15 protein-coding genes and 1 pseudogene are annotated in these 19,776 nt (G+C 68.6%); 9 read left to right on the top strand and 7 right to left on the bottom strand.

Features of this window, described 5'->3' with window-relative positions:
• Window positions 1-26 precede the first annotated feature (26 nt).
• Window positions 27-1,835 carry an NAD(P)/FAD-dependent oxidoreductase gene (locus KV381_RS00350; protein ID WP_218784213.1) on the bottom strand — a complete coding sequence of 603 codons (1,809 nt, stop codon included), beginning with the start codon at window positions 1,833-1,835 and terminating at the stop codon, window positions 27-29.
• Between the two features lie 186 nt (window positions 1,836-2,021).
• Here KV381_RS00350 and KV381_RS00345 point away from each other — a divergent pair, with 186 nt between their 5' ends.
• On the top strand, window positions 2,022-3,044 hold the full coding sequence (locus KV381_RS00345; protein WP_218784212.1) for an SMP-30/gluconolactonase/LRE family protein: 1,023 nt from the start codon (window positions 2,022-2,024) through the stop codon (window positions 3,042-3,044).
• Window positions 3,045-3,065: 21 nt separating this feature from the next.
• On the opposite strand, the gene KV381_RS00340 is transcribed toward KV381_RS00345, so the two are convergent.
• Complete coding sequence (locus KV381_RS00340) at window positions 3,066-3,656, bottom strand: TetR/AcrR family transcriptional regulator (protein WP_030082288.1); 591 nt, start codon at window positions 3,654-3,656, stop codon at window positions 3,066-3,068.
• A gap of 1,322 nt (window positions 3,657-4,978) precedes the next feature.
• Between KV381_RS00340 and KV381_RS00335 the strand changes: the two genes are divergently transcribed.
• From KV381_RS00335 to KV381_RS00310, 5 genes and pseudogenes are all read left to right on the top strand, one after another.
• Entirely contained in the window at window positions 4,979-5,620 is a 642-nt protein-coding gene (locus tag KV381_RS00335) for a ScbR family autoregulator-binding transcription factor (RefSeq protein WP_218787152.1), read from the top strand.
• Between the two features lie 1,633 nt (window positions 5,621-7,253).
• Window positions 7,254-7,652, top strand: a pseudogene (locus KV381_RS00330) (IS110 family transposase); the annotation flags it as partial.
• 965 nt (window positions 7,653-8,617) lie between these two features.
• Window positions 8,618-8,818: a hypothetical protein gene (locus KV381_RS00320; RefSeq protein WP_218784211.1), complete on the top strand. Its 201-nt coding sequence runs from the start codon at window positions 8,618-8,620 to the stop codon at window positions 8,816-8,818.
• An 87-nt stretch (window positions 8,819-8,905) separates the two neighbouring features.
• Window positions 8,906-9,244, top strand: a complete 339-nt coding sequence (locus tag KV381_RS00315) for a hypothetical protein (RefSeq protein ID WP_218784210.1) — start codon at window positions 8,906-8,908, stop codon at window positions 9,242-9,244.
• Entirely contained in the window at window positions 9,241-9,759 is a 519-nt protein-coding gene (locus KV381_RS00310; protein ID WP_218784209.1) for a hypothetical protein, read from the top strand. Before KV381_RS00315 ends, KV381_RS00310 begins: the two co-directional genes overlap by 4 nt.
• Before the next feature lie 401 nt (window positions 9,760-10,160).
• Here the strand turns inward: KV381_RS00310 and KV381_RS00305 are convergent, their stop codons facing one another.
• Window positions 10,161-10,634 (bottom strand): peptidoglycan-binding protein, encoded by a 474-nt coding sequence (locus KV381_RS00305; protein ID WP_218784208.1) that lies wholly within the window; start codon window positions 10,632-10,634, stop codon window positions 10,161-10,163.
• A gap of 375 nt (window positions 10,635-11,009) precedes the next feature.
• Between KV381_RS00305 and KV381_RS36890 the strand changes: the two genes are divergently transcribed.
• Window positions 11,010-11,486: a hypothetical protein gene (locus tag KV381_RS36890; protein ID WP_218784207.1), complete on the top strand. Its 477-nt coding sequence runs from the start codon at window positions 11,010-11,012 to the stop codon at window positions 11,484-11,486.
• 225 nt (window positions 11,487-11,711) lie between these two features.
• Here KV381_RS36890 and KV381_RS00295 read toward each other — a convergent pair whose 3' ends face one another.
• Window positions 11,712-11,981: a hypothetical protein gene (locus tag KV381_RS00295; RefSeq protein ID WP_218784206.1), complete on the bottom strand. Its 270-nt coding sequence runs from the start codon at window positions 11,979-11,981 to the stop codon at window positions 11,712-11,714.
• A 194-nt stretch (window positions 11,982-12,175) separates the two neighbouring features.
• Entirely contained in the window at window positions 12,176-12,598 is a 423-nt protein-coding gene (locus KV381_RS00290; RefSeq protein WP_218784205.1) for a hypothetical protein, read from the bottom strand.
• 506 nt (window positions 12,599-13,104) lie between these two features.
• On the opposite strand from KV381_RS00290, the gene KV381_RS00285 reads away from it, so the two are divergent.
• A complete protein-coding gene (locus KV381_RS00285; protein WP_218784204.1) occupies window positions 13,105-14,826 on the top strand; it encodes a hypothetical protein in 1,722 nt (573 codons plus the stop codon).
• Between the two features lie 241 nt (window positions 14,827-15,067).
• Window positions 15,068-17,107: a hypothetical protein gene (locus KV381_RS00280; protein WP_218784203.1), complete on the top strand. Its 2,040-nt coding sequence runs from the start codon at window positions 15,068-15,070 to the stop codon at window positions 17,105-17,107.
• A gap of 291 nt (window positions 17,108-17,398) precedes the next feature.
• Here KV381_RS00280 and KV381_RS00275 read toward each other — a convergent pair whose 3' ends face one another.
• Both KV381_RS00275 and KV381_RS00270 read right to left on the bottom strand, forming a co-directional pair.
• Window positions 17,399-19,279, bottom strand: a complete 1,881-nt coding sequence (locus KV381_RS00275; RefSeq protein WP_218784202.1) for a hypothetical protein — start codon at window positions 19,277-19,279, stop codon at window positions 17,399-17,401.
• A gap of 196 nt (window positions 19,280-19,475) precedes the next feature.
• The gene (locus tag KV381_RS00270) at window positions 19,476-19,727 is read right to left on the bottom strand and encodes a hypothetical protein (protein WP_256994997.1); all 252 of its coding nucleotides are present in this window, start codon (window positions 19,725-19,727) and stop codon (window positions 19,476-19,478) included.
• Between the last annotated feature and the right edge of the window lie 49 nt (window positions 19,728-19,776).

Raw genomic sequence — 19,776 nt, 5'->3', positions numbered from 1 at the left:
GCCCGGGCCGCGCCGGGTACGGCGCGTCAGCTGGGGTGGCCGGTCCGGTCCCGGAGGATTTCCTGGATGGATTCGGCGCGCCAGCGGGCGAGGAGTGCGTGGAAGGCGACGGCGCTGTGGGGGTAGGCGAAGGGGCCGTTCGGCCGGCCGCGGCCTTCACGGTTGTAGTAGCCGGGGGTGCACTCGGCGTGGAACCACTCGTGGTCGGGTGCGTCCGCGGCCAGGACGGCGGTCCAGGCGTCCTCGGCCTCGGGTGTGGGTTCGATGAGGGCAGCGGCGTCCTCGGCGGCTGCGATGAGGGCGGCGGCGTGGCGGGCCTGTTCGTCCAGGATGTGGGTGAAGTTGACGCTGCTGGCGTTCTGGAGGGCGCCCAGGTGTATGAGGTTGGGGAAGCCGTTGCTGGTGAAGCCGTGGAGGGTGCGCGGGCCCCGTCGTGCCCAGGCGTGGAGCAGCTGGGTGCCGCCGCGGCCGTGTACGGGGAGCTTGCCGGTGCTGATGGCGGAGGTTCCGACGTTGAACCCGGTGGCGAAGATCAGGCAGTCGAGTTCGTAGGTGGCCGCGCCGACAGTGACGCCGTGTTCGGTGATGTACTCGATGCCGTGGGTGTCCGCGGTGTCGACGAGGGTGACGTTGTCGCGGTTGAACGCGGGGTAGTAGAGGTCGGAGAAGGTGGGGCGTTTGCAGGCGTAGCGGTACCAGGGCTTGAGCTTCTCCGCCGTCTCCGGGTCCGTGACGCTCTGCTCGACGCGGGTGCGCAGCTCGTTCATCTTGGCGGCGTCGGCGGCCTCGTAGGCGGCTTCGAAGGCTGCCCGGTCGCCGTGCCGGCGGAAGCTGGGCAGGAGTTTTTCCAGCAGGCCCGCCGATGCGGTCCACCGGTCGGCGACGAGGTCGTGGTCGGTGTTCTCGCCGGAGACGATGCGGAGGTAGTTCTCCCGTCGCCCGCGGGCCCAGCCGTCGTGGTCGGCGCCGACGTCCTGGGCGGTGGTGCGGCGGTTGGCGCGTACGTCCACGGTGGAGGGTGTGCGCTGGAACACGTAGAGGTGGGCGGCGTCCTGGGCCAGCATCGGGATGACCTGGATGCCGGTGGCCCCGGTGCCGACGATGCCCACCCGCTTGTCCGCGAGGCGGGTCATGCCGCCCTGCGGGGTGCCGCCGGTGTAGGCGTAGTCCCACCGTGAGGTGTGGAAGGTGTGGCCGGTGAACTTCTCGATGCCGGGGATCCCGGGGAGTTTCGGGTCGGTGAGGGTACCGGTGGCGTTGACGACGTAGGTGGCCCGGAAGGCATCACCGCGGTCGGTGGCCACGATCCATGTCCCGGACGTCTCCTCCCAGGTCAGCGACGTGACGCCGGTGGAGAACAGGGTGTCGGTGTAGAGCCCGAAGGTGTCCGCGATCCGTACGGCGTGGCGGCGGATCTCGTCTCCGGGGGCGTATTTCCACTCCGGTACGTAGCCGGTTTCGTCGAGCATCGGCAGATACACGTGGGACTCGACGTCGCAGTGGACACCCGGGTAGCGGTTCCAGTACCAGGTGCCCCCGAAGTCGCCGCCCTTCTCGACGAACCGCACACGCTCCACGCCTTGTTGACGCAGGTGCGCCCCGGTGAGGATGCCGCCGAAGCCGCCGCCTATGACGGCGACGTCGACGGTGTCGTGGCAAGGGCCGCGCCTGCGGGGCTCCTTGATGTAGGGATCGGCGGCGTAGTAGCCGAACTCGGCGTCGGCGTCCCGGTATTGGGCGGCGCCGTCGAGCCGGACGCGCCGCTCGCGCTCGTAGCGGTAGCGCTCGCGCAGTGCGGCCGGCTCGTGGGGGGCCGGTAGGTGAGGGTTCGTCATGCGGGGGCCTCGTTCCGGTGGTCGGGGTCGGTCCCGGTGGGCGACCGGTCCGCTACCGTAGCAACTACCGGACAACACTGTCCGGTTGCGGTTCGGTGGCAGCGACGACATCAAGCCAAGGGCAGAGACGTCCATACGCACGCCGCCCCCGGGAATCCGCACCGTGGACAGGAAGAGCGACCTGCTATGCAGCGAACACCGGCCCGGCGTCTTACCGTGCTGGCCACGATCGGCGCCCTGCTCCTGACGGGATGCGGCACCAAGCCCGCGGCCCCGGAAGCAGAACGAACAACGGCCTCCGCGGACGGGCGGACGATCCGGGCGCAGAAACTGATGCAGCTGACCCGGACGCACACCGAGACGGGCATGACCTTGCTGGAGGGTCCGGTGTTCGGCAAGGACGGCGGCCTGTACGTCGTCGATGTCACCGCACCCGAGGGCAAGCCCAAGGTCATCCGCGTCGACGTCACGAGGAAGACGTCCCGGGCGGTCCACACCGACGGCAAAGGGGCATATACCTCGGCCCAGTTCAGCCCGTACGACCAGCGGCTCTACCTCAGCGACTTCGCGCACGGCGAGGTCGTGAGCCTGGCCCCCGGAGGCGGCGACCTGCGGACCTTCTTCTCGGGCGAGATCGACGGAGCGCCGATGAACCCCGACGACATCGCCTTCGACCAGGAGGGCAATCTGTACGTCAGCGACTCACGGGGCCTGTCCGAGGGCAAGACTCTGGGCCGTGTGGTGCGGATCGGCCGCGAGGGCGGACAGGCCACGGTCCTGGCCGAGAACCTGGCCGCACCGAACGGGATCTCGTTCGACGCGGACCACCGAGGGCTGTGGTTCAGCGAACTCACCGAGAACCGGATCTCCTACCTGCGCCTCGACGAAAGAGGCGCAGTACTCTCCCGGCACACCGCGATCCGCGTGGACGCCGGGATCGCTCAGACCGACTCGATCGCCGTCGACGCGGACGGCAACCTCTACCAGGGACTGCACGGGCGGGCGGCCATGGCCGTGTACGACCGGCACGGTGAGCGGCTGGCGACCGTCGAGGTCCCTTCCCGCGCGGAGGGTCTGGAATCGGCGACGAACGTGGCCATCACGCCCGGCGGGACGAAGGCCTACATGACCGTCAGCGGCCCCGCGGGAGGCTACCTGTACACCTTCGACGCCCTCGCGGAGGGCATCCGGCAGTCCAACGGCGGCTGACACCGACACACGCCTCGCAGCTCAACCGCCGAAGGCCTGTACCGGCCCCACCTCCACACCGAGCAACCGCCAGGCGGCCAGCGCCCGGTGCTCGCGTTCTTCGCGGGTGGGGCCGGTGGCGGCGGCGGAGACCATGGCGACCGAGAGCGCGAGGCCGTCCGCCACCCCCAGCCGATGACCGGGGGGCAGATGCTTGCGCAGTGCGTGCTCGACACGCCCGGACAGGCTCAGGGCGTGCACGCGAATCCCGGAGCGACTGCCCGCCCGGTCGGCGTGGAGGAGGCCGATGAAAGCGGCAGATTCCGCGAGATGCCAGGTCAGTACGCCGAGCACCGAGGGGAAGGTCGCGCTCTCGGCCTCGGCGGCCTGCTCGATCTGCCGCACGTTCTCCTCGAGAACCGCGCTCACCGCAGCGGTCCGGTCGGGGAAATGCCGATAGAGAACGCCCTGCCCGACCCCGGCCCTGCGCGCTATGGCGGACAGCGGAGCCTCCAGCCCGTGCTCCGCGAAGACCTCCCGGGCAGCGGCGACCAGGGCGGCCCGGTTACGGCCGGCAGCCTTCGGCCCGTCATTCGCGGGCCGCCGTCCCCCCGGCTCGGTGTGCTCGGTCATCCGGGAAGGGTACCGGCCGGGACGATCCGGCTTCACCGGGTTGCGGCACTGGTCGGCGGTGGCGGCTTTTGCTGCGCTCGGTGTGGTGAACGGGGCCTTGCGGGCGGTGTCGGTTCCTGCACTGGTGGGCCGCAGGCGATCCGGCCGGCCGTGTTTGCCGCACCGGCACCGTCACCGGGTGCCGATGCTTTCGCTGGTTGGGTGGAGGGGCGGAAGGCGTGCGCACTTTCCGGTTGCGTGTTCGATTAGCGTTCTGGGGGCGGCAGCAGGAAGAATCGATGGCATGGCGATGTGCAAGAAGTGCGGTGCGCAGAAACGACGTTGGCCCCGTACTTGTTCCCGGTGCCGTTCCGGATCGTCGGACCGGGGAGAGACGGCCATGGACGCCGCCGAACTGGCCGCGGAGACGGGACTGCTCGGGTGGATCGGGCGGGGCGTCATGGGGGTCGTGCGACTGGTACTGCGCACGATTGGGTGACTGGCGGGGTTTCTGTCCCCTTTTTTTGTTCGGGGTGTCTTGTCGCGGTGCCCGTGCTGGTGTTGGTGGTTGTGTTGCGGCTTTGCGAGGGTGAACCGGTTTTCGTGCGTGGTATTCCGGGTGTGGCGTGTTCGTTTTCGTAGGGGGGGCTCGTGGCGGTGTTGGTGATGACCGGGCATGGAGACCTGTCTGTAGGCCTCCATGCCAGACATGATCACAGCCGTGCCTTCGCGCCGGATCAGGGGCTGGAGTGGCTGGCCGAACGCGATGTGACGCTGTGGTCCTTTACCGGTCCTCTGTGGCGGGTGTTGGCGGAGGCGAGCTGCAGGTCTGTGCGCCCGCTCTTTGCGGACGACAGTAAGGCCCGCGATGTTTTTGGGGCTCTGGCTTTCAATGTCCTGTAGGGCAGGACGTGGTGGTTGATGTGGCGGTAGGGGGAGCCCTTGGGCCTTCGCCCTGGCTCTGGCCACTGGCCCACGCCCTGGCTTGTCCTTCGTCTTGTCTGGCATGGGTGGCATGGGTGGCATGGGTGGCGGGTGGTGTCGAGGAGTGTTGGTGTGGGGTTGCTCGGCACCGGTGGGGTGTTTCTCGTCGTGTGCCTTGGGTGGGGGTGGGGGTGTCTTTCCGTGCCCGGCATGGTGGAAGTGTCCTGCCCGGTCGGGGGTGTTTCCGGTGCCTGGGCGGGGTTGTTTCTGGTGCCTGGAGTCGGGGTGTTTTTGGTGCCTTGGGCGGGGTGCCCCCCGGGGTGCCCTTTCGGGTGTTTGGGGTTGGGGGGTGTTTCAGGACAGGCGTGGTGTCAGGGCCTCGGGTAGCGTCGGACGCGGTTCAGGGAGGCATGACGACGATGCAGGAACGCGGTGAGCGGACCGTTCAGCGGATCGTCGAGGCCGCTGGAATCGTTTTCGACCGGGAAGGCTACGCCGGTGCGACGACTCCGGAGATCCAGCGCCTGGCGAATGTCCCGCGGGGTTTCTACCACCATTTCGCGTCGAAGGAAGATCTCGGCGACGCGATCCTGTCTCACCAGCACGACTACTTCAAGCAGGTTTCCGAGCAGATGGCGGCGGGACCGGTCCCCGAGCTCTGGCTCCAGGCTCTGATCGACATCAGCCACCACTACACCGCCGGTATCCTCGAGGACCCCGTCCTGCGGGCCGCTGTACGCCTGTCGATCGAGCCGGGCCCGTACCAGACCGCCGACAGCTACGCGGCGTCGCTGGGGGCCGTCACCGCCGCTCTCGAGTCCGCCCGGGACGCCGACGAGCTCCAGGACCACGTCGACCCCGGGGAGGCCGCCCGCACACTGGTCGGCTGCTACAGCGGCGTGCAGTTGCTCGCTCTCGCCCTTGCCGAGCGTGACGCTCTGCACCAGCAGGTCAGCGCCATGTGGGCCTTGATCATGCCCGGCCTCGCCCGCCCGGCCGTTCTCACCCGACTGCGCCTGGGCCCGCCACGTCGCCCTGCGGGTACATCCCGCCCACGCTGAGCCCGGGCCCGTGCACCCCACCACCACTTCGCCTCGGTCACCGCACCGTCGGCCACGGCACGGGCCCGGGGACCCAGCAGAGCCGCGCCGCCGTAGAGCCCTCCCGCCCACGCACCCCCGTACATCCCCGCAAGGCGCACCGCCCTTCGCAGGGCGCCCCCAGGGTGCACCACGCCCCGGGAGGCCGGCAGGCTGACCCGCCGGCCGGCTCTCCGGATGCACCGGCATCCGCCCTGACACCGGCCCTGCCCTGGCATCCGCCCGGGCACCTGCCTTGCCCTGGCACCTGCCCTGGCGCTGGTACCCGGTACACCGGTATCTGGCCTGGTACCGGTATCCGCCCCTCCGCCCCGTGCCCGGGCCGGGCATACGAACCCGCCCGCCTTCACGGATCACGCCCGATTCGGCCCCGCGCTGTCCCGGGGGGCCGGCAGTACGAACCCTCAGACGCTCTCGACCGTCAGCTGCCGCCACCATCGGCTGTCCGGGACCGCAGACAACGATCAACGGCCAACTACCGCCGCGGCCGCCGTGTCCCTGAAGGCGCCGCGGTAGAGCACCGGCTGCCTGCTCGGGTGGCCCGGCACACAGGGCATGGAGCAGGGGCAGCTGCCCGATGGTCACCAAGGTTTTTCCCTCGCCGGGGCGGCGGAGCGGAAACCGGGCGGGCACGCACGAACACGTACCCCCGCCCGGGGCCACACGGCCGGTCACCAGGCCGGCCCGCGTCACGCCCGGCCGCAACCCGACCCACCCGACCAGGTGCACCCCCAGGCGTGGCACCGCCCCGACGAGGTGCACGTCATGATCACAAACTCACCCTGGTCCGCTCGGACCTGCTTGCTCCAGCAGCATGTTCCCGGCCCCCTCCCGCAGCCCCAGGGTGTTCGCTCAGCAGAACGCTGAGGTACGGGCTTTGGGCGGCGGTGACGAGGGATGGATGTGCAGGAGTCGACCGCCGGGCCGGCCTTCGTGGCGCCCGACGCACCGGGAGGACGGCCGACGAGGCCCGAGGTTCCAACCCGACGAGGAAACACCGCCGAGCTTCGCCCGGAAGCCCACATACAAGAGGTCAGCGAGATCATCCGTATGCCCTGCGGTAAAGATCCACGATCCCGGAACCGGTGACACCCCTGCTGGCCGAGTACAGACTCCGCACGCCAGGGCAAGGGGATGTGGCCGCCCGGCGCCGCTGAGGCTTCGGAAGGCGCAGGTCCGGCGGTACTGCTGGACAGACGGGCGCTGAGGGACGACCGGCGTGGCCCGCTTCGTGGGCCGCTCCCGCGGTGAGCACCGACGCGAAGAACGCCAGGGTTCCGCTGACCGAAGGCCTACGGATCCCGCGACCTCGGCCCCGGAGACCGGGCCAGCGCCCTGGACCAGCTCGGTCTCACCCCCCGTTACCTTCTTCGTGGTTTCCGCAATGAGGCCTCCGGCCTTCAGGTCCTGCATGACTTCCCTCTTTGTTGTTCATGATCCGGGGGTGGGTCACCGGATCCGGAGACACCGACGGACCGCTGATGAGGGGCTTGAGCACGGCTTCCCCCCGAGCCGGAAGAGTTCTCCGTAACGTGGATGTGGCAGCTCGGTGCCCTGGCAAGGCCGGACGTAAGCGTGATGGAGGGGCCTGCACGTGATCGACACCGGAGACGTCGACGTCTTCCCCAGCCTGGACGGCGGCAAGAGCGAACACCAGGCCACCGCCGTCACCCCGGCCGGGAAGAAAGCCTTCGACAAGCGCCTGCCCGACACCGAGCCCAAGCTCCGCGAGCTGTTCGCAAAGCTGCAAGCCAAGCACGGGACACGGCTGGTCGTGGTCGACCAGCCGACCTCGATCGGGGCTCTGCCGCTGGCGGTCGCCCGGGACAGAGGCTGCCCGGTCGCCTACCTGCATGGTCTGACGATGCGGCGGATCGCCGACCTCTACCCCGGCGAGGCGAAGACGGACGCGAGGGACGCGTTCATCATCGCCGACGCGGCCCGCGCGATGCCACACACACTGCGGGCCATCGACAGCGAGGACGAGACGATGCCCTGCGCGCCCCCCGACCGCATGACTCTGTCCGCTCTCGGACTGCACCTGGACGCCCCGGTTGACGCCCTGCGCGGACCGCGCCCGGCCGAGCACATGTGGCACGTCTCGGTCCGGAACGCCCCCACCGACACCACCGATCTCCTGAACCGGCTCCGCGACGCCAGCCTCCGCGTCCGCGAACACCACGACGAGAACGGGACCATCGACGGGTACGCGGTCGCGCCGACCATGGCCCGCGGCCGGTCTGGTTCTCGGGCCGGACCCTCGCCTACGACCTCTCCCTGCCCCGCATCCGCGAACGCTACGAACCCGCCGTCACCCCCCCCGGACATCACCCGCGCACACCACCGCATCCGCGAAGCAGCCGCCCTCCTGGCCCGCGCCGGACGCACGCAGGGTGCGGGCGACGCCACCGCCCTGGGCGACCTCCTCACCATCGCCGCCGCGACGTCCCCCGCCGCCGTACGCAACAAGGTCCGCGCAGCGGCCGCCGTCTACGAGCATGCCTCCCTGGCCCCCGGCGCACGCACCCGCGACGGCACCGCCCGCACCCGGTTCAAGGCCGCCGCCCGCGCCCTGGAACACGCACCCAGAACGGCACGCGGCGGCGCACCCGCCGCCCTGAACCTCCTGCTCGTCCTCGCCGAAGCCATCGAGGCGGCGACCGCCTGGCACCGCGCACAACACCACCGCGCCCAGACAACAGCCGCCGCCCGGGCCGCAGTCCTCCTCCGCGAAGCCACCACCATCACCACCACCGGCCACACGACGGCGCCGCGAACGACGACACCCCGCCCGGCGCCCCAGGCCTCTCCGCGCACCGTACGGGTGACACCTGCTGCCGAGCGTGGCCCGGCTCCGCCCCCGCCCGTTACCGGTGTACCGCCCCAACCCCCCACCGGACCACCCCCGGGCCCGGGCCCGGGGCGCTTGCGCTGACCGTACGAAGGAGACCCGCCACCATGACCACCCCCGCACCTGCCCAGCTGCCGGGTGAGCCGTTCTCCGAAGCGTTGTCCGAGGCGGCGCAGGCCGCGGCGATGTCGGTCCGGCTGTTCCTCACGATCGCCGACGCGGTCCGCCGCGCTTCCCAGGAGCACCACCACGGCCAGGAGCAGGCGGGCGGTGATGCCGGAGGGCGCCCTGCACGACCTGATGGCTGATGCGAACTGGCCCGTCATGGCCCGTCAGCTCGCCGGGCTCCAGCGCGCGGCGTCGACCTGACCGCCTTCCTCCCGAACCTGGGCCGCATGGCCGCCGGGGTCGAGCACGCGGTCGCCAAGAACATCGCCCGCATCCAGGCCGAGGGCACCGACCGCTGGGCCGACCTCCTGCGCACGACCCTCCCCGAAGGCCTCATCCGCGACGCGATCCTCGCCTCCCCGGCCTGGCCCGATACCGCCGCCCACATGGGCCGCCTCCACGACCAGGGCGTCGACGTTGCACGCATCCTCACCGACGCCCACGCAGCCGGCCTCGGCATCGACCAGGCCATCGCCCCGCCGCCGCTGCTCCCGTTCCCGCCGCGCCCGCGCCGGCCGCTCCCGGCACGGCGCAGAAGCCCGACCCCTGGGCCGCCCCGGCGGTGAGCACCGACGCGAAGAACGTCTGGGGCCCGCTGACCGAAGGCCTGAACATCCTGCATGACCTCGACCTCGGCGACCGGACCCGCGCCCTTCACCAGCTCGGCGTCACCCTCGACGCTCACCGCACCCTGGTCAGCAGGGTCAACGAGACCCTGCTGCCAGCGGGATGCCGCGCCCTGGTGAGCTCCCGTCAGTGGCCCGTCCTCGCCCACCGCATGCACCGCATGGCCCAGCAGAACATGCCCTTCGCCGCGCACCTCGCCCGGATCGCACCCGACACCGCCACCTGGCGTACCGGCCCGCCCTCCGGCATCACCGCCCGCCTGCTCCTGGCCGCCCACCACGCCCTCACCACACCACTCGACCAGGCCCTGCCCACCGGCCCCCGCGTTTCCACCACAGCCACCCGCTCACGCTCCATCACCGAGGTCCCGGACACGGCACCGCCGAAGCAGCCCGCCCCCGCCGCACACCGCCAGCACAACACCCCCGCACCCCGGCAGGGACGCGGACGGTAGACCCGCCGACCTCGACTGAGGAAACCGCCGGCAGACCGCCCCGGGGATCGGAAGCAGACACGGCCCGGGGAGAGCCAGCCGCAGCTGTCGGCCGGTCTGGACGCCGCGCTGGCCGCCCGCGTCGGCACGGTCCTCGCCGACGCTCCGGCCACGGGGAGGGGCGCGCGGGCGACGAGACGTACACGGCGTTCGATGCCGAGCTGGTGGTCGAAGTGCTCGCCGGATCGGGCCGTCACGGCACGCTGACTGCCGTACGGATCCGCTGAGACGGGCGACGAGGTCGGTTGCTTCGGTCCGCCGGTCTCGGGCGATCGACAGCCGCCTGGCCGTCATCTGGACGCTGCCCGTCCCTTCCTCCGCGAGGGAGAGAGGGACGGGCAGCGGCGTGTTCGTGCTCTCGCTCAGGGAGACGGCAGGCAGTGGTCGGGGCAGGAACCGGACATATTCTTGAACGCTGCCCTGGTCTCTGATCCGGCGATTCCGTTGAGATGTCCGTTGTATCCGAAGTAGTAGAGGTAACTCTGCAACGCCGTCACCGTGTTGGGCCCGACGATTCCGTCGATGCTGTCCTTGTAGCCGTACTTCTTCTTGAGGAAGCGCTGCATCGCCTTCCAGCTGTTGGTGCCGAGATGCCCGTCGATCGCGTCGTTGTAGCCCCAGCGGGCCTTCAGCGCACGCTGCACGTTCTTGGCCTGCGCGCTGCTCAGGCCGAGGTTGTTCACCGCGGCGACGGAGACGTCCTGGGTGCTCGCCGCGGTTTCGGCGGCCTGCGGGGACGCCGCGAAGCTGGTACCCGCGCCCGCCACCGTTGCGGCGGTGAGGCCGACGGCGGCGGTGAGGCTGATGACGGTCCTCGTCAATGCGTTCGGTCGCATACTTTCCCTTGGGTCGTGGGGCGGCACCTGCCGTGCCACCGGCTTGCGACATCAGAATGCGGGGCGGGCAGCGAGGGGCCACGGCTGCTGCGGAAATGACCTCGTGGGACGTCTCAGCCGCTGACCTGCGGGGACACCGTCCGCTTCGGCGGTATGGCGGGACGGTGGGACGAGCGACGTCCCTTCGGAAAGAATGCTCGGCCGAGAACATTTGACACGAGCGAGGAAGCGCATGCGGACCGTGTCGCACTAATCAAATACGCACAGGCCAACTACAACCCGAAGGAAGGCGGATAGAGAGCTCCCACTCCGGGCCCGGACTGTGCGGCACCGGGGGAGGGGCGCCGCTGGGACGACGCCCCCAAGCCCACCGCGATGCCGTATGCCGAGTTGGAGCGCCAGCAGGACCAGGTCCGGCGCGGGATCGACCTGAACCCAGGCTGCGAGGCCGACGACGGTCTCTGCCCGACCCTGGCCGTGGTCGGCGAGACCCGGTGCGCCCTGCACCTCGGGTGGCCGCTCCGCTCCGGCCTCGACGACTACACCTGCACCGTCCGCACCCGCACCCAGTGCGCCACCTGCCAGGACGAAGCGCGCTTCGTCCGGATCGACGCCACCCTCCCCGTGACCGAGACCGACGACGGCACCTGCCCCGGCCACGCCGACACCTGCGGCCGCGCCGCCCGCCCCGGAGACCCGCTCTGCGCCCGCGGCCGGATCGCCGCCCAGCGCGACCGCGACCGTGTCGTATGCGAGTGGGAAGCCGTCCGCGACGCAGCCGTCGCAGCCGCCACCGCACAAGAGACCCACCAGCCTCACGAAGCCCAGGAAGCAGCCCCAGCGCCGTTCTGAGCCCTGATCTCCCACCCCGCGCCCCTCCGCTGGCGGGGCGGGAGATCAGCTCTCAGCGGCCCGCACAGACGATCACCGGCCCCGGGGTGCAGCCTCGCACGGCGAGCGCGGTTCCGGCGGCAACACCCCTGAACGAGAACGGCCACCAGCCGACGCCGTGACCACACCGCACGCATGCCGGCGGGCGGCACCCCGTGGTGGGGTGCCGCCCTCCGGGCTTCTGCATCAGGTGCGCCGCCACCACCGCGGCCGCCGCCCGGCGTCCGCCGGACGGGCCTCGGCTGCCGAGCGGGCAGTGGGGGTGATGTGGACCGTGATCTGGATACCGAACACGGCGGCACCGATGCCCGCGATGGGCAAGGCCAGCGCGGCCGCCCCCGTGAGCTGCAGGATCAGGGCGATGGAGACGCAGGCCACGGCGGTGCAGAGCTGTGCCCAGGCCAGGGCGGGGCTGATGCTCGCGCGGTGGTCTGAGGTACGTTCGATGGAGGTCAAAGAAGTTCGCCCCTTTCGGCTGTTGCGAGACGGACCGGAGGACAAGCGGCGAATTTCTGTGATCACGACAGGGAAGTCTCAGGTCAGCCTGCAAGCATTGACCTGCAACTTCCCTTTGTCGTATGTGCGCATCGCCGTGTTCGAGGCGGTGGACGGGCCCGGCGGTCCCCGCGCCCGCAGGTGGTCGGCGGCACTCATCCCGGCTGCCCTGCCTTCCTGCCGGCATTGCTCCCCCGAGCCAGCAGTGCGACCTCCTCGACTGCCAGTTCGACCTCCTCCAGCGTCTGGTACTTCGCCTCCAGGCGCTCGGCCTCCGTGCGCTCGATCTCCGTGCGCTCGGCCTTCAAGCGCTCGATCTCCGAGTTGCTCAGGTTGATGTTGAACGGCTTGGCCAGCTGGTAGGTGTGTACCGACTCGTAGCCGCCCTTGGTGCGCGCGTTCACCACCTCGTCGGTCCCGGTCTTCACGAGCAGCTCGTGGTGCAGCAGCTCCTCGATGCCCCGCGTCACCGTGTGGCGGCCCAGTCCCAGGGCACGTGCACCGCGGGTGTCCTGCGGGAGGGTGAAGGTCTCTTTCCGCCTGCTCATCGCGGCCAGCAGAACAGCCTTGCCGGGCATGTCCAGCTTCCGGTGCCAGTCCTCGCGCCAGTATGCGAAGGGGACCCGAAGTAGACATCGCTCTTGGCACCAGTGGGAACGGTGTAGGCCACCGAGGCCTTTCCCCCGACCAGTCCGCACTCTCGGCGCTTGATGATGCGCTTGAAGCGACCGTGTGAAGTGTCGTTGCGATGCCAGCGCAGTGGTGTCATTACTGAGCCAGCGTCAGGTTGATGGCTTCGACCCTGTGAGCTGTGCCTCTGTAGTTGCGCTCGATGGCACGGCTGTGAGGTCACCAGTGGCAGGACGTGACATCTCTGCTGGGCAGCGTGGTGACACTTCCCATGTGGTCCTACGGGCCCGGTGGTTGGTGCCATCTTCGGCAGCGCGCGTTTGTGCAGGCGTGCACCCTCTGGTGCGGGGCCGGGGGAAGGGCCGCGGGCGTAGTCCTATGTGGTGTGGCCGCAGATGAAAACCGGTAGGTGGCAGATGCGACGCGGCCGATACTGGTCTTCCAGGAGGTTCAGATGGGAATCGACCCGGCCGTGCTTGCCTGCATCGACGAGACAGCTGCTGAGTTCGCTTCTCTCCAGGAGCTGTTGCAGCGCTGGATCGAGCGTGCCAACGCAGAGGCATGGCAAGGTCAGGCCGCAGCCGAAGCTGACGCGATATGGGCTGCCCTGTGTTTCCACGTCACGGAACGGGGAGGGCTGGCGGGGGACTTCATCGGCCGGGGCGCCGATCGGTGGCCTGCGAACCCTCAGGCCGTCTCGGACAGTGCCATGGAGACCTGGGCCGGTTATGCGGAGGCTGTGGGCCACCCCATGCTGCGTGCCCGCCTGCATCACCTGGTGTGGGAGGCGCGCAAGAGTTTCCCGCATGCCCGAAAGGCGATCGAAGACTACACGGAGGCTGTGCCCCGATTTCTGGGTATGGCGGACCGCTCCGCGGGGCGCTGCCGGGCCAGTGACTGCCTGTGCTTCGCGTACGACCTTGCGGTACGGCTGAGCGTGCGCGACCTGGAACTCACCACCAAGCAGGCCATGATCAGCTTTGTGTCTGAGCTTCTCGACGACTCCCAGGAAGCGGCGCCGGGCCTGGTCTTGGAGATCTTGAGGAAGCTGGTGGGCCGCCACGCCTCAGATGCTGCCGTGCAAGCACTCCTCAGCAGGGCCACCGGCATCCACGGAGGGGACGTTCCGGTGGTGGTGGAACTGCTGCAGCTGCGTATCGCGGGGACGCAAGACCCGCAAGAACGGACGGCACTGCAGCGACAGATCGTCGAAGCGCTGCTCACCGAAGCAGAGCGGTTCACGGGCTTTGTCCGCGTGGACCGGCTGAACGCAGCAGCCACCGCAGCACGTGACTACGGTTTGGAGGACCTGTTCGATGACGCTCGGGTACGGATGCAGGCGATCGCTCCGGACCAACTCGGCATGGAAAGTTTCCACTTCGAGTTCCCTCTGCGGCGAGGCGAGATCGAGGACTACTCCCAGAGGGTCCTTGGCCAGGCGCAGACCCTCGGGCAGGCCTTCAGCGCACTGGCCAGCCTGCCGGCCCCCTGCGGAACGCGGCAGGCTGCCCAGGAACATGCAAGGAGGCTGGCATCCGAGGGGTTGTTGTCCTCCTTCATCCCCAGCATCCGGATCAATGCCGCTGGCCCCGTTCCTGTGGCGGAGGCCCGAGTGCGCACGGCAGCGGACGACGAGAGCGAGTGGCACGTCACCGCAATGATGATCACCTCTGTCTACGTGCACCACCTCCTGGAGACGGTGGGAGACCGCTTCGACCCGACCACCGCCCAGCTTGCCCAGCTGTTCACGGCCGACCCCATCATCACGGGGATCCGCGCCACCAAGCTCGCGCGCGCCTTCCGCTACTATTGGAGCGGGGAGTACGACGCAGCCTTCGCGATCGCCCTGCCCCGGATCGAAGGGATCCTCCGGGAGAACCTGCGCTATCACCGCATTCCGATCGTCCAGCCGCCACAGGGTGACAGCCGCGGCCGAGTGACTCTCCTGGCCACCCTCATCGACCGCGCGACCGACGCCGGCATGCACGCCGACTGGCAGGCTTTCCTGCGTCTCCTGCTCGTCGACAGCGACGGAGGACTCAACCTCCGCAACAGCGAACTCCACGATCTATCCGACACGGAGACGGCCCCTCAGACGGTGGCACTCGTTCTCTTGGCTGCCCTGCATGTCACCGCACACGCTCACCAGGCGGCTGCACCCGCCTTCGGAATCTGAAGGAGCAGTAGCCGGGCCGATGCTGTTGTGGGTGGCGGCGCGACAGGCCACGCTGGGGCAAGGGAATCAGCAAGGGCACCATGTCTCGGTACGGTGCGCAGGTGGAGAACTTGGAGACTTCGGACTGGATCGCGCTGAGCGCAAGGCCGAGAGATGCTGCAGATCTTTGGCTGACCTGACCAGGGGGTGCGGGACGCGGGCCCTCGTGCTGTTGGCTCGGCTCACTGGGTAAGGTCCGGGGATGTTCTATCCCGGATCTGAGCCGGAGCTTGTCGCCGGCATGAGCAAGGCCGGCCTGGCTGGCCATCAAAGTCTGCTAATACAGGCGACGTTGAGAGCGATGCATCCCGGTGCGTATGCCACGCAGCACGCGGCGGCCGGGGGAGCAGCCGTACTCTCCCTCAGCCGCGCCGAAGCTGTGCTCCGATCCCGAGCTGGCGCGAGCGACAGCAAAGACGCCCAGCCGAACGAGAAGCTGGCCTACACGGTCATTGAGCGAACCCTGAAGTCAGTGCTAGCACTGGAGGCTGTTGTAATCCCGGCCAAGCAGCCGCTCGCGGATATCCACGATCTGCTGGCAGACATGGTGCTCCGTGGCCGGAACGATCTCAAAGAGCCGTCCCGCTGCGGCGTTCTGGCTCATCAGCTGGCAGCGTTCGTACCCAAGATCGAGCGCATCGTTCTGGATCTCTTTCAGCAGGCCTGGGACACAGCAATGCCTGTGACGGCGGCCGAGCGCGCCATCGCCGAGGTCGCGAGTCTCGCCGTGTGGCGTGGACGAGACTATGAATGCCTGGTTGCGGATCTGCAGCGTTTCCTTCGGAAAGCGCCTTGCGGGCAGGGGCTACTCTCGGTGCTGCGGCCAGCGCATCGCCAGATCCGGGTGGCTGCCGTCGTGGAGGGTGCCCGCACCTTGGCCGGGCTTGGCCAGCTGTTCGACGCCGACACCAATGTCCGGCAGTTTCCAATCGGCAAGAAGGCACCGGACGGCTGGGGCCAGGGGACCGCGAAGTTGAGGAAGTTCGCAGCGCTACACGGCCGTCACGCTGGCGTGGACCCACGGGAAGGGGAACGGGCTGCTGCTGCCGTCCTGTTGACCTTGTCCGTCATGGCACCTGACCGGGGCGTCGCCGTTCACCTGGCCAGGCGACGGATTGAAGAGGCGCTCGACACCTATGTCGCGGGCCACCGGCTTGCCGAACTGCGCCTGGCGCCGGAGACGTTGGTCTTCGAGGAGTCAGACGACCGCTCGCGTCGTTACACCTCTCGAGGGCCCACGGTCGACACTGCGTGGCCACTGACCAGGCACTGGCCTGCGGAAATCCGCGAATGCCTCCGTATGGCCCACATCGCACGTTCCACCTCCTCACCACTCACCAGCGCAGCCCTGTCCTGGGCCGCCATCGAAGCGGCCGGAATCCGTCACGGCTACAACGACAGTGCCGCTCATGTGGAACTCGCCCGCGCTCTCAGCCTTCAGGCAATGCGCCAGCAGCTGCTCAGTTCCTATCAGTGCGTGCGTCGTGTCGCCAGCGCGATTCATGGCGAGGTGACGGAGCGTGCGGCGGGGACCGGTCGTGCTGTGGAGGGCTTGGAGCGGCACCTCGCCAAGAAGGGCGCTCAGTCGGCCCTGGAACAGCAACTGCGGGAGGCACGTGGCCGAGCGGCCACTGCCGAACTGGAGGCGGCAGACGCCGACAACCTGTATCTCCAGCCGCTGAACGAAATCGACCGAGCAGCCCCGGTTAACGGCCATGGCCTGCTGAGCGACCTCAATCGGTGGGCCGACTTGCTGGCCGAGCCACCCGGAGCCGCTCAGGAAGTGAAGATCGGCTCAGCAGCCCTGTCACGCCTGAGGACCGTCCTGCACGGCCTGCCCGCCTATGACATCGACGTCTGGCGAGCCCGCATGAGCAGCCCGAAGCAGTGCGCAGCATGGCTCAGGGACGCCGAAGAACGCTGCCGAGCTCAGCTCAGCTGGATGTACGTGCTGCGCAACACAGCACTGCACCAAGGGGTTTTCGCGTCGGTCGCGGACAGCCATGACGCTCATGGGGCCTGCGGAACTCTCGATCTCACACTGGAAGTGCTGGGCAACTGGTATGCGGTGGCCAGTTCGGCTCAACTTCCGGAAGCCACCTGGACAGCGCACCGAGTGATCACCGAACTAGCAAAACGGCAGCAGGACGTGATCCGTCATCTCGAGGCAGACGCTGCCGTGGTGGACCTGCAGTTCACACACCTGACCAGCCCCACATCGAACGGACACGACCGACTGTGACGTGAAAGACGGACAGATGAGGAAGGAAGGAAGGGAGTGTCTTTGCCTATTGGACGACCCGCACAGCGGACAGGGACTCGAACCCTGGTCTCTCCCAGGTGGGCCGGAGTGATTGCGAGTCACTACACCCGAAGTGACCGGCCCTGGAAAGAGCTTAGCGGAGGATCTGCTGGCTGAGGTTCTGGCTTCCTGTTGTGTGCTCGCCTTGCGGTAAGCGTCCGTTGGAGCGCCGGCGCGGACTCGGGCGCAGGCCGGCTGCTTGCCAGTGACGAAGATCGCGGCAGTCAGCTGCTAGGGCTTGTAGGCCGTGCTGCCTGACAGACGGTCCCGGGCCCACGCATCGCATCGATCGCGATGCGCCTCGTGCTGATCAGCTACAGGCGTTCCTTCTGCGAGTGCGGTAAGGCTGGACAGCAGTGCCCCTCCAGCTAGTTGGTGCACGACTGGGGCGACGCTGGCTGCGGCGGCCGCGGTGACTGGGCCGCCGTGGGCGAGGGCGTTGCGGACCAGCCGCAGGCGGCCCAGGGTTCGCGTCCACCGGTTCTCCAGGTCCGTGTACCAGACGCGTACGCCAGCAGGGGTTGATATCCGGTGAGCTGCAGCAGCGGTCCGGCGATGCTGCAGGGTGTGCTCTGGGAGAGCTGCTGCCAAGGAGGGAAGTTCGACAGCTACCTGGGCCATGTCAGCGCGAGATTCCCAGTTTCGATGACGCAGCAGTTTGTCATGGATCGTGGTGATCGCTTCCTGTTCCTGCGGGCTCCACCCGTGGAGGTCATCGCGCGCATGCCACACCACATCGAACAGCTCGGATGTCATGGAGCGACGGATCCATGAGTTCTTCTGGAAGGCGTCGAGATATCCGTACCAGGTCTGGCCGTGCTCGCACACCGCCGTCGCCACGGTCTCCAGGATGCGCACATCCAGCAGTACTGACGCGTGCGGAGGCTGCACTCCCGAGGCCTTCCACCAGCCGATGGCATCGACTACACCGGACACGTTCGCAAGCCCGGAAGCCAGGTGCGGAGCTACGCGCGGTGCCATTTCGGACAGGCGCTTCGCAGTGATGTCCATCGGCCCGTAAGGCATCCGGGCGTCGATGTCCTCGTCGAGCAGACTGAAAACCTTCCAGCCGCAGGCACCATCGGCGACATGTATGTAGCCCTCGTAGAGCTCCCAGCCGTGCTGGTCTTCGGGGAACGTGGCTGCCAGAATCAACGACTGCACCAAGACTCGGGAGTCGGCCGGAGCGTCGGCCCTTGCTCCGGAACCCAAATCGACTCTGGCTATCACCACATCCTTCCCCTCGGGCAGCATCTCAGCGGGAAAGAAGCCGTCGTCGGCTCTTGTCTCGGCAGGGAGATCGCCCCTGAAGGGCCCGTCCTTGAGCAGGTTCCCGCGCAACCACTCGCTGTCGTACAACGTAACGGGCCCGTATTCCTCGACCATCCTGCTGATCGCTGCCCGTCTGAATGCGTGCCATACCACGTGATGGGCCGTGAGGGGCTGAGTCACCACCAGCCGCTCGCACAGATCAGCGCGTGCCTGTGGGCTCCACCTGGCCGCACAACCCGCGATGTCTCTCCACGGTGCAGAGACATCGAGATCACCCAGCCGCAGCTGGGCCCCCTGTACGGTCACTGCGTCATCGCGCATCACCCCGGACAACTGGCTGCACACCTGTTCGGCCCGATGCTGTGAGCGCTGCAACAACACGTACAGCAGTTTTCGGCACCCGTTGAGTGCGTCGAAGCCGACATCATCGCGTGCCGAGCCCACCAAGTCCTGCCACGCCGCGGGCAGCAACTGCCCACTATCAGCCTGCATGAGCAGCTCATCAGCCAGCCGCGCCGCCTTGGCGATGCGCTCTGTGGCGCTGGCGTTCGGTGGCGTCGACAGAGCGGAAAGGAGCTCGGAGAGACGAGGCTCCAACTGGTGTCGTACCGCCGGACCCAACTGGACAGCCGCATGCGTGAGATCGGAAATGGTCGCTTCCCAAGGCTGCCGCTGCTGCCCGGTGTAGGGACCGTCGCCAGCCCGCGCACGCAGCTGTTCCAGCGCCTCCGGCCAGGTCAGCTCCCGCTCCGCGGAGTGTAATCTGCTGCTCCGTAGGACCTGCGCCACCTCATCAGCCCACGTCCGTGTAGTGCGCACCTCACTCTTGCCCTCACCCATGGACTGCAGTCTGCCACCGCTGTGCAACAAGCGGCCCACTGCTGGCGGGTAGTGGATTGCGCACACTCTTGAAGGTGGTGTAGAGCTCGAGCCCGGCACGAGTGCCCGATGCCGGCGCAGCCGCCCCTCCGTTTGTGGCGAGCCCGGTGCTGCGGTTGCCTACCAGCCGCGGTGACCTCCCGCAGGTACCGGTCGTTTAAGCGGACGTCGCACGGCGCGGTCCGGGAGAGCGGACGTGGGGGAGGTCCTCACGGCTCTCGTCGTCGGCGAGAGCGGTTTCGGGCAGGCGACGGTAGCGGTGCAGCAGGACAGTCAGCTGCTCATGCTGCGGGTCGGCGGCTGCCACCAGGGCGGCGAGCAGTTCGGCGCGCGAGGTGCGTTCGCCGGCCGCTGTGGCGGCACGGACCAGGATGTTCAGGTGCCGGTCGATGTCCTCGGGCCACTGCACCGAAGTCGTGCGGCGCTGCTGCTGACGGGAAACTTCTGGGAGTGGAACG

Origin of the sequence: Streptomyces sp. WY228 (assembly GCF_019287315.1) — a bacterium.
GTDB classification, from domain to species: domain Bacteria; phylum Actinomycetota; class Actinomycetes; order Streptomycetales; family Streptomycetaceae; genus Streptomyces; species Streptomyces caviscabies.
Note: the sequence above shows the minus strand (reverse complement) of the source record. Positions and strands in the feature narration are given on the sequence as shown.